Below are 8,047 nucleotides of genomic sequence, written 5' to 3'. Positions count from 1 at the left end.
GCGGACAGCCGGGCGGCCGTCGCGACGACGTCGGGGGCCATCGCCTCGACCTGCTCGAGGCCGTGCTCGAGGGTGAGGGTGGAGGTGCTCAGCCCGTAGCGGGCGGTCCCGGTGTGGTCGTGCACGGGAGCGGCCACGCAGGCGACCCCTGGCACGTTCTCCTCGCGGTCCAGGGCGTAGCCGCGGCGGCGCACCTCGGCCAGCTCGGCGCTCAGCGCCTGCACCGTGGTGAGGGTGTTGGCCGTGCGCGCCGGCAGCCCGGTGCGGGCGGCGTAGCGCTCCACGCCCTCGTCGCTGAAGCCCGCGAGGACCACCTTGCCGATCCCGGAGGTGTGCAGCGGGATCGCGAGCCCCACCCGGGACGGCATCTGGTACGGCTTGTCGGAATCCGCGCGGATCAGGTAGACGATCTCGTCGCCGTTGGCGACGCCCACGTGGACGGTGCAGCGCACGCGGTCGACGAGCTCGTCGACGAAGGGCTGCGCGATCGCCGAGATGTCGATGCGCTGCAGCGCCCGCCCCGCCAGCGCCAGCACCTTCGGCCCGGGCAGGTAGGAGCCGTCCGCGGTGAGGGTGACGAACTGCCGGTGCACCAGGGTGGACAGGATGCGGTGGGCCGTGGCCTTGGCCAGGCCCGTGGCCTCCACCACGTCCGTGAAGCGGGAGTGCTCCAGGACGGCCTCCAGCACGAGGAGGGTCTTCTCGCTGGCGTTGGCCGCCGAGGCGCCGGGGACCGGCGCGCCGTCCTGCGCCGCGCTCCCCGCCCCGCTCGCCGCGCTCCGCCGCACGAGGTGACCCCTTCCCCTGCTTCCCCGCTCCCCGGGTGGACGTCCACGTCCGTCGGGGGAACCGGTCGAGCATCCGCCGATGGAACACGGTTCCGTTGGACGGAAAACATAGGTACGGTCCGGGACGACGTCAAGGGGTGCGCAGGGGCACCCCGACCCGCGACGACCACCACGGCGACGACGGAGGAACCATGAGCGAGCCCACGCCCGGTGCGGACCCGGCGCAGGACCCGGCGCAGGACCCGGGGCGCCCGGGCACCCTGGTGGCGGGCTACGTGCTGGCCCCCGCCGACCCGGCCGGGGAGGAGGAGCTCTTCGCGGGCCTGGCCGACCTCGGCGTCGCGGGCCTGGAGCACGCGCTCCCCCCGGAGGGAGCGCCCAGCCTGGAGCCGGGCTGGGTGCAGCGCAACGTCCGTCCCGAGTGGGACCTGCTCGTCACCCTCGTGCCCACGATGGTGCCGCGGCTGGGCACCGACCCCGGCTACGGGCTGTCCTCCACGGACCCCGGCTCCCGCGCCCGCGCCCTGGCGGACGTCGCCCGCGCCCGCGACCTGGCGCTCTCGCTGGCCGACGGCTCCGGCCGCCGCCGGGTCGTGGGCATCGAGGTGCACAGCGCCCCCGGGCCGCGCGCGGGTTCGCTCGACGCGCTGGCCCGCTCGCTGGAGGAGGTCCTCTCCTGGGACCTCGCGGGGGCCGGGCTGGTCCTGGAGCACTGCGACGCGCTGGTCCCGGGCCGCACCCCCGCGAAGGGGTTCTGGTCGCTGGAGGAGGAGATCGCGCTGGTGCACGCCCTCGGCCTGCCGGCGGAGCGGCTGGGCTCGGGGTTCAACTGGGGCCGCTCGGCCATCGAGGGCCGCGGCGCAGCGCTCGCCCTGGAGCACGTGCGCACCCTGGCGGCCGAGGGGCTGCTGCGCTCGGTGGTCTTCTCCGGCGCCACCGGCGAGGAGTCCCCCTGGTCCCCCGCCTGGGCCGACACGCACGTCCCCCCGCGCGGGGACGACCCCGCCCTCGCGCTGTCCGCGCCCTCCCTGCTGGGGCGCGAGGAGGTCGCCGAGACGCTGCGCGCCGCCGGGGACGTGCCCCACGTCGGGCTGAAGGTCGCGGTGCGGCCCGAGGACGCCGACGTGGCCACCCGGCTCGCCGTCGCCCGGGCCTGCCTCGCGCTCGTCGACGGGGCGCGCGCGGCGGGGTGAACGGCCGCGCGGGTGCGGCCGGCGCGGGTCAGGCCGGGTCCTGCTGGAGGTACTGGTCCGCCCACGCGCTGACGATGCGCGCCGCGCGCCGCGCCTGGCCCGCCGCCGTCAGCAGGTGGTCGCTGCCCTCCAGCGCCACGAAGCTGCGCGGGTGCGAGGCCGCCTTGAAGATGGCGCTGGCGTTGTCGATGCCCACCGTCGCGTCCGTCGGCGAGTGCATCACCATCAGCGGCACCCGCAACCGGCGCACGTGCCGGCGCAGGTCCGCGGCGCGCACGTCCTCCACGAACGCCCGCTTCAGCGTCAGGGCGCGCCCGCCCACCATCCACTCCGCGTGGCCCTCGGCCATGACGCGGTCCACCAGCGCGTCGTAGTTGTGCTCCACGTGCCGCGGCTGCGAGGGCGCCCCGATGCTGACGACGGCCTTGAGGCCCTCCACGTGCTCGGCGGCGGCGATGACGGCCGCGCCGCCGAAGGAGTGGCCCACCAGCAGGTCCGGTCCGCTGCCCCGCGCGGCCATGAACCGCGCGGCCCGCACGGTGTCGGAGACCTTGTGGGTGAAGGAGCCGTCGCCCCAGTCGCCCTCGGAGTCCCCCAGGCCGAGGTTGTCGAAGCGCAGCATCCCGATGCCCTCGGCGGCCAGCCCCCTGCAGATGCGCGCCGCGGCCGGGGAGTCCTTGCCCAGGGTGAACCCGTGCGCGAACACCCCCCACCCGCGCGCGGTCCCCTCGGGCAGGTCCAGCAGCCCCGCCAGCCGCTGCCCGGTGCTGCTCTCGAACGTGACGCGCTCGGCCACGGGTCCCCCCTCCTCGTCGCCCCCGGGGGGCCTCAGGGCACCGTAGCGATCCGCGCGGGGCCGGGCGCTCAGGCGCGGGTCTGGAAGTTCGCCATCATCATCATGTCCTCGTGCTCGAGGTTGTGGCAGTGCAGGACGAAGCGCCCGGCGTGGTCGGTGAAGCGCACGAGCACCTCCACCACCTCCCCCGGGCGGACGTCGACGGTGTCCTTCCACCCCCCGTCCCAGGGACCCCGCCGCCTGCTGCCCCGGCGCACCACCTGGAACGGGTCGAGGTGGACGTGCACGGGGTGGTGGACGTCGCTGCGCAAGCGCCAGCGCTCCACCTGCCCGAGGACGGGGTCGGCGTCCACGCGCGCCGGGTCGTAGGGGCGGCCGCCGAGGACCCAGTGCGGTTGCCCGGGACCGCCGCGGGAGAAGCGGAACTCGCGGGTGCGCACCGCGGCGCTCTCCGCGAGGACCTCCACCTCGGACAGCCGGGCCGGCACGGTGGAGTCGTCGCGCGCGCGGCGGACGACGCGGAAGCGCAGGACCTGCGCGCTCCCGCCGTCGCCCAGGCCGTTGACCAGGTCGACCTCGGTCCCCACCGGGTAGCGCGCGAAGTCGACCACCACGTCGAAGCGCTCGCCCGGCGCGAGGCGGACCGAGCCCAGCTCCACCGGCCGCGCGAGGAGCCCGCCGTCGGAACCGACCTGCACGAACCGCGGGCCGGAGGGCGGCGGCGGGGACAGCCGCAGGTCGTAGCGGCGGGCGTTGGAGGCGTTGAGGACGCGGAAGCGGTAGCGGGCGGCGTCGACGTCGAGCACCGGCCACGCGGCGCCGTTGACCAGCACGACGTCGCCGAGCACGCCCTCGGAGAACTCCGGCTGCACGCCGGGGGTGGCGAGCATGGTGGGGTCCAGCGCGGGGTAGCGGAACGAGCCGTCCTCGGCGAAGGAGCGGTCGGCGATGAGCAGCGGGACCTCGCGCGCGCCCGACGGCAGCCCCAGCCGCGCCTCCTCCTCGTCGCGCACGAGGTGCAGGCCGAACAGGCCGCGGTGCACGGCGGGGCCGGTGAAGTCCATCCGGTGGTCGTGGTACCAGAGCGTCGCGGCGCGCTGCTGCATCGGGTAGGTGTGCTCGCGCCGCCCCGCGGCGAGGTCCCCCGCGGTGCTCGCGCGCCGAGGACCCCCGTGCTGCGGATCCTCGTGGTGCGCACCCCCGTGCCCGGCGCCGGCCGGTGGCGCCGCCGCGCCGGCGGGCAGCAGCAGGTCGGTGGGGAACCCGTCGCTGTCGGCCGGGGTGTGGCCGCCGTGCAGGTGCGCGACCGTCGGCACGGGCAGCTCGTTGACGTGGGTGACGAGCGTCGCGCGACCGCGCTCGGAGACGATCGTGGGCCCGGGGAACGTCCCGCCGTAGCCGAAGACCTCGGTGCTGCGCCCGGGGACGATGCCCACCCGGACCACGCGCTGCACGACCTCGTGGACGTCGGCGTCCGCGGTGCGCCGCAGAGGTTCCAGCACGCGCGGCACGGGCAGCGGCGTCGTGAACGGCTCCGGCAGCGGTCCGGCGCTGCGGACCAGCTCGCCCGTGCGCTCGCGCGTCCCGCCGCAGCCGCCCGCCAGCAGCGCCGCGGCTCCCCCGGCGAGCCCGAGCACCTCGCGCCGGGTCCGCCCGCGCCCGGTCACCGGGCGCCCGTGGAACGAGCGGAGCGCGCGCGCACCGGCAGCGCCCACACGAGCAGCGCGACGAGGACGGCCAGGATCCCGGTGCCCAGCGGCACGTGCAGGGCGAGCGTGCGCGAGTACCCCGCCCCGACCTGGAACCCCTCCGCGAGGAACAGCGCGACCGTGACGGGCACCGGCCACCAGGGCCCGCGACCGGGGCGCACGAGCAGCACGGCCGCGACGAGCTGGAGCACCGACAGCAGCGGCAGGACGCTGCCGGTGCGGCCGTGGGCGGCGATCGCGTCGACGTCCCCGGCGAAGTAGGAACCCGCCAGCACCGGCTGCGCGCCGACCACCGCGGTGTGCACGAGCACGACCGCGAAGAAGGCCCAGCGGGCGGCGCGCAGGCGGCGGCGCGCAGCCGGGGCCGGCGCGGGTCCCGGCGCGGTTTCCGGTGGGGGTCCCAGCGCGGGTTCCGGTGGGGGTCCCAGCGCGGGTTCGGGTGGGGGTTCCGGCGCGGGCGCGGGTGCGGGTGCGGCGGTCTCGTCGGTTCCCCTCATGTGTCGACAAGCTACGCATCTGATATGTCGACTGTCTACGCATGTCGGCAGCCGACTTCCGCAGTACGCTCACCGCGTGGATGCCGAGGCCCTGCGCGGCCACCTGGAGTCGCTGGTGCTGGCCGTCCTGGAGGACGAGCCCCGGCACGGCTACGCCGTCATCGAGGCGGTGCGCGAGCGCAGCGCCGGCGCGCTCGCCCTCAACACCGGCAGCGTGTACCCGGCGCTGCGCCGCCTGGAGCGCGACGGCTTCGTGCGCGGGAGCTGGAGCCTCGTGGACGGCCGCCGCCGGCGCACCTACCGCCTCACCGGCGCCGGGGAGGCGGAGCTCGCGGAGTCCCGGCAGCGCTGGCGGCGCTTCACCAGCGTCGTCGGCGGCGTCCTGGGCGGGCAGGGGGCCACGGGGTGAGCACCGCCGAGGGGTTCCCCGAACTGGACGTCGAGGGGTACGTGCACCACCTCGGCCAGCGGCTGCGCGGCCCCGGGCGCGCCCGGCGGGACGTGCTGCAGGAGGTGCGCGACGGCCTCGACGACGCCAGCGACGCCCACGCGGTGCAGGGCGCCGACCGCCGCGAGGCGGAGCGGCTGGCCGTCGCGGAGTTCGGCGCCCTCGACCGCATCGCCCGGGAGCTGCAGCGCGAGCTCGCGGTGCGCCAGGCCCGCTGGACGGCCGCCTGGAGCGCCCTGGCGCTGGTGCTGCTGTGGCTGCTGTGGGACCTGGTCTGGGCCAGCAGGCCCGACCTGGGCGGCGCCCCGCCGGTCGTCGGCGGGCTGTCGCGGCTGACCGACGTCCTCGGGCTCAGCACCGCCGCCGCCTGCCTGGCCGGGCTGGGCCTGCTGCAGTTCCGCAGCTCGCTGCTCGGCCGCCCCGAGCGGATCGCCTCCGTCGTCGGGCGCCTCACGCTCTGCGGCGTGGGCGCCGCGACGACGACCTCGCTGGTGATGACGGTGGTCAACCTCCGCGACACCGCCGCGGTGCTCACCTCCGCCCCGCTGAACGGGGCGGTCGCCTGCTTCACGCTCGCCGGCGTCGGCGCCCTAGTGGTCTCCGGCCGCCGCTGCGTGCGCGCGGCCGAGCTGGGAGGTCCCGCACCCGCGGGCCGGCCGACCCCGTGAACGCTCCCCGGAGGGCTCCTCCGGTCGACCGGCACCAGAACAGCGGTTCACCCTCTGCCACGAGAGGCATACCCGGCGTAGCGTTCGGGGATGAGAAGAATCGCGGGAACCCTGGCGGGGACCGCGGCCCTGGTGCTCCTCGGTGCCACCCCGGCCGGTGCAGCGGTGCACGGCTGGCCCTGGCAGCGGCCCCCGGGACCCGGCAGCCTGACGATCACGCACGTCAGCCCCGTCGTGCGCTACCAGCTCACCCAGCCGCAGACGCCCAGCGGCGGCCAGCTGGACGAGGGGGTCGTCGACGTCACCTACCGGTGCGCGCCCCTCGGCACGACGGTCAACGTGCGGATGTCCCTGGGCGTGCGGACGCCGTCGGTGGGCGTCTTCCAGCGCGAGCACCAGCAGCTCACCTGCGACGGCGGCCGGCACACCGAGAGGTTCGTGCTCAGCCGCGGGACGTCGATGCCCTTCGCGCCGGCGCGCACCTGGGAGCTGGGCACGGCGCAGGTCCAGCACGCCGTCGACGACCAGGATCCCTCCCGGTCGACCTCCGGCCAGCGCGAGCGCCCGATCCTCGTGAGGTACGTGGGCTGGTGACCGGGCCGGTGTGACCGGGCGCCCGCCGGGCCCTCAGGGGCACCCGCACGAGGTGCGGTGGCGGAAGGCGGGCACGATGCGCTCGCGGCGGGCGGGCGCGTCCGGGGTGAGCACCCGCTCCAGCACGAGCTCCACCGCCCGGCGCGCCATCCGCGGCACGTCCTGGGCGATGGTGGTCAGCCGCGGCTCGACGATGTCGGCCCACTCCGGGTCGTCGTAGGCGGTCAGCGCGACGTCGCCGGGGACGCGCAGGCCGAGCCGGCGCAGCGCGCGCAGGGTGCCGACGGTCATGGCGTTGTTGCCGACGACGACGGCGGTGGGGCGCCCGGGCGCCGAGAACGCCGCGAGCACGGCCCGCTCGGCCTCGTCGGCCTCGCTGCCGCCGGCCAGCAGGAGGGCGGGGTCGGCGTCCAGGCCGCGGGCGGCCACCACCGCCAGGTGGCCCTCGAGGCGCTCGGAGGAGGAGGTGAGCCCGGGCGCTCCCGCGACGAAGGCGATGCGGTGGTGCCCCAGGTCGGCCAGGTGGCCGGTCAGGGTGGCCGTGGCCTGCACGTTCTCCGGCGCCACCTGGTCCACGTCGGCGTCGGCGAAGCGGTCCAGCAGCACGACGGGCACGCCCCGGGAGGCCAGCAGGGGCAGCGCCGCGACCTCGGCGTGGGCCGAGGGCGCCAGCAGCACGCCGTCCACCCGCCGGTCGACGAGCTGGCCGACGGCGTGCAGCTCCTGCTCGGCCTCGTCGTGGGTGTCGGCGAGCACGAGCGTGTACCCGGCGGCCCGCGCCCGGGCCTCGATGACGCGCACGAGGTCGGCGAAGTGGGGGTTGGACACGAACCGGCTGGCCAGGCCGATCGTGGTGGTGCTGGAGGTCGCCAGCGAGCGCGCCAGCGCGTTGGGGCGGTAGCCGGTGGCGCTGATCGCGTCCAGGACCAGGCGCCGCGTGGGGGCGCTGACGCTGCGCGTCCCGTTCACCACGTGCGAGACCGTCGAGGGGTTCACCCCGGCCAGCCTCGCCACGTCGGCCATCGTCGCCATCGACGTCCTCTCCTCGGCACCGCGATGATGGTCGCCGACGACAAGCGCTTGCGCAAGGGCTTGCCGGGAAGTGACAAGCGCTTGCCTCCGCGCCGCCGGACGCCCTACAGTCCTGCCCACCGGGTACGGCGCAGCTGCCGCAGCCGGTGCCGGCGGAACGGCTCGTCGCGAAGGAGCGCCACGTCCGACCCGCCCTCGACAGCCCGTGCCAGACCGCCCGGCCCGTGCAGCACCCCGTGCACGCGCCGCGCACACCGCCGGGCACACCGCCCGGCACAGCTCAGGCACGCAGCCCGTCCAGACGGCCCGTGCAGACCAGCCC

9 protein-coding genes are annotated in these 8,047 nt (G+C 76.5%); 4 read left to right on the top strand and 5 right to left on the bottom strand.

Going from position 1 to position 8,047, the window contains the following annotated elements; translation table 11 throughout:
* A partial coding sequence (locus GTQ99_RS16225; RefSeq protein ID WP_166616774.1) for an IclR family transcriptional regulator domain-containing protein occupies nt 1-788 on the bottom strand: 788 nt, incomplete at its 3' end.
* A gap of 191 nt (nt 789-979) precedes the next feature.
* On the opposite strand from GTQ99_RS16225, the gene GTQ99_RS16220 reads away from it, so the two are divergent.
* Complete coding sequence (locus GTQ99_RS16220; RefSeq protein ID WP_166616773.1) at nt 980-1,981, top strand: DUF4862 family protein; 1,002 nt, start codon at nt 980-982, stop codon at nt 1,979-1,981.
* Between the two features lie 28 nt (nt 1,982-2,009).
* On the opposite strand, the gene GTQ99_RS16215 is transcribed toward GTQ99_RS16220, so the two are convergent.
* The 3 genes from GTQ99_RS16215 to GTQ99_RS16205 form a co-directional block, all read right to left on the bottom strand.
* Nucleotides 2,010-2,777 (bottom strand): alpha/beta fold hydrolase, encoded by a 768-nt coding sequence (locus tag GTQ99_RS16215; RefSeq protein ID WP_166616772.1) that lies wholly within the window; start codon nt 2,775-2,777, stop codon nt 2,010-2,012.
* Nucleotides 2,778-2,845: 68 nt separating this feature from the next.
* Entirely contained in the window at nt 2,846-4,444 is a 1,599-nt protein-coding gene (locus tag GTQ99_RS16210) for a multicopper oxidase domain-containing protein (protein ID WP_166616771.1), read from the bottom strand.
* On the bottom strand, nt 4,441-4,983 hold the full coding sequence (locus GTQ99_RS16205) for a hypothetical protein (RefSeq protein ID WP_166616770.1): 543 nt from the start codon (nt 4,981-4,983) through the stop codon (nt 4,441-4,443). The genes GTQ99_RS16210 and GTQ99_RS16205 overlap by 4 nt, the downstream gene beginning before the upstream one ends.
* 76 nt (nt 4,984-5,059) lie before the next feature.
* Between GTQ99_RS16205 and GTQ99_RS16200 the strand changes: the two genes are divergently transcribed.
* The 3 genes from GTQ99_RS16200 to GTQ99_RS16190 all read left to right on the top strand — a co-directional run bounded on the left by GTQ99_RS16200 (nt 5,060) and on the right by GTQ99_RS16190 (nt 6,693).
* Complete coding sequence (locus GTQ99_RS16200) at nt 5,060-5,392, top strand: helix-turn-helix transcriptional regulator (protein WP_166616769.1); 333 nt, start codon at nt 5,060-5,062, stop codon at nt 5,390-5,392.
* Nucleotides 5,389-6,099 carry a permease prefix domain 1-containing protein gene (locus GTQ99_RS16195; RefSeq protein WP_166616768.1) on the top strand — a complete coding sequence of 237 codons (711 nt, stop codon included), beginning with the start codon at nt 5,389-5,391 and terminating at the stop codon, nt 6,097-6,099. The genes GTQ99_RS16200 and GTQ99_RS16195 overlap by 4 nt, the downstream gene beginning before the upstream one ends.
* A 90-nt stretch (nt 6,100-6,189) precedes the next feature.
* The gene (locus GTQ99_RS16190) at nt 6,190-6,693 is read left to right on the top strand and encodes a hypothetical protein (protein WP_166616767.1); all 504 of its coding nucleotides are present in this window, start codon (nt 6,190-6,192) and stop codon (nt 6,691-6,693) included.
* 33 nt (nt 6,694-6,726) lie between these two features.
* Here GTQ99_RS16190 and GTQ99_RS16185 read toward each other — a convergent pair whose 3' ends face one another.
* The gene (locus GTQ99_RS16185; protein ID WP_166616766.1) at nt 6,727-7,725 is read right to left on the bottom strand and encodes a LacI family DNA-binding transcriptional regulator; all 999 of its coding nucleotides are present in this window, start codon (nt 7,723-7,725) and stop codon (nt 6,727-6,729) included.
* Between the last annotated feature and the right edge of the window lie 322 nt (nt 7,726-8,047).

It is taken from the genome of Kineococcus vitellinus, from assembly GCF_009906315.1.
Classification (GTDB): domain Bacteria; phylum Actinomycetota; class Actinomycetes; order Actinomycetales; family Kineococcaceae; genus Kineococcus; species Kineococcus vitellinus.
This window is presented reverse-complemented; position numbering and strand designations above follow the sequence as displayed.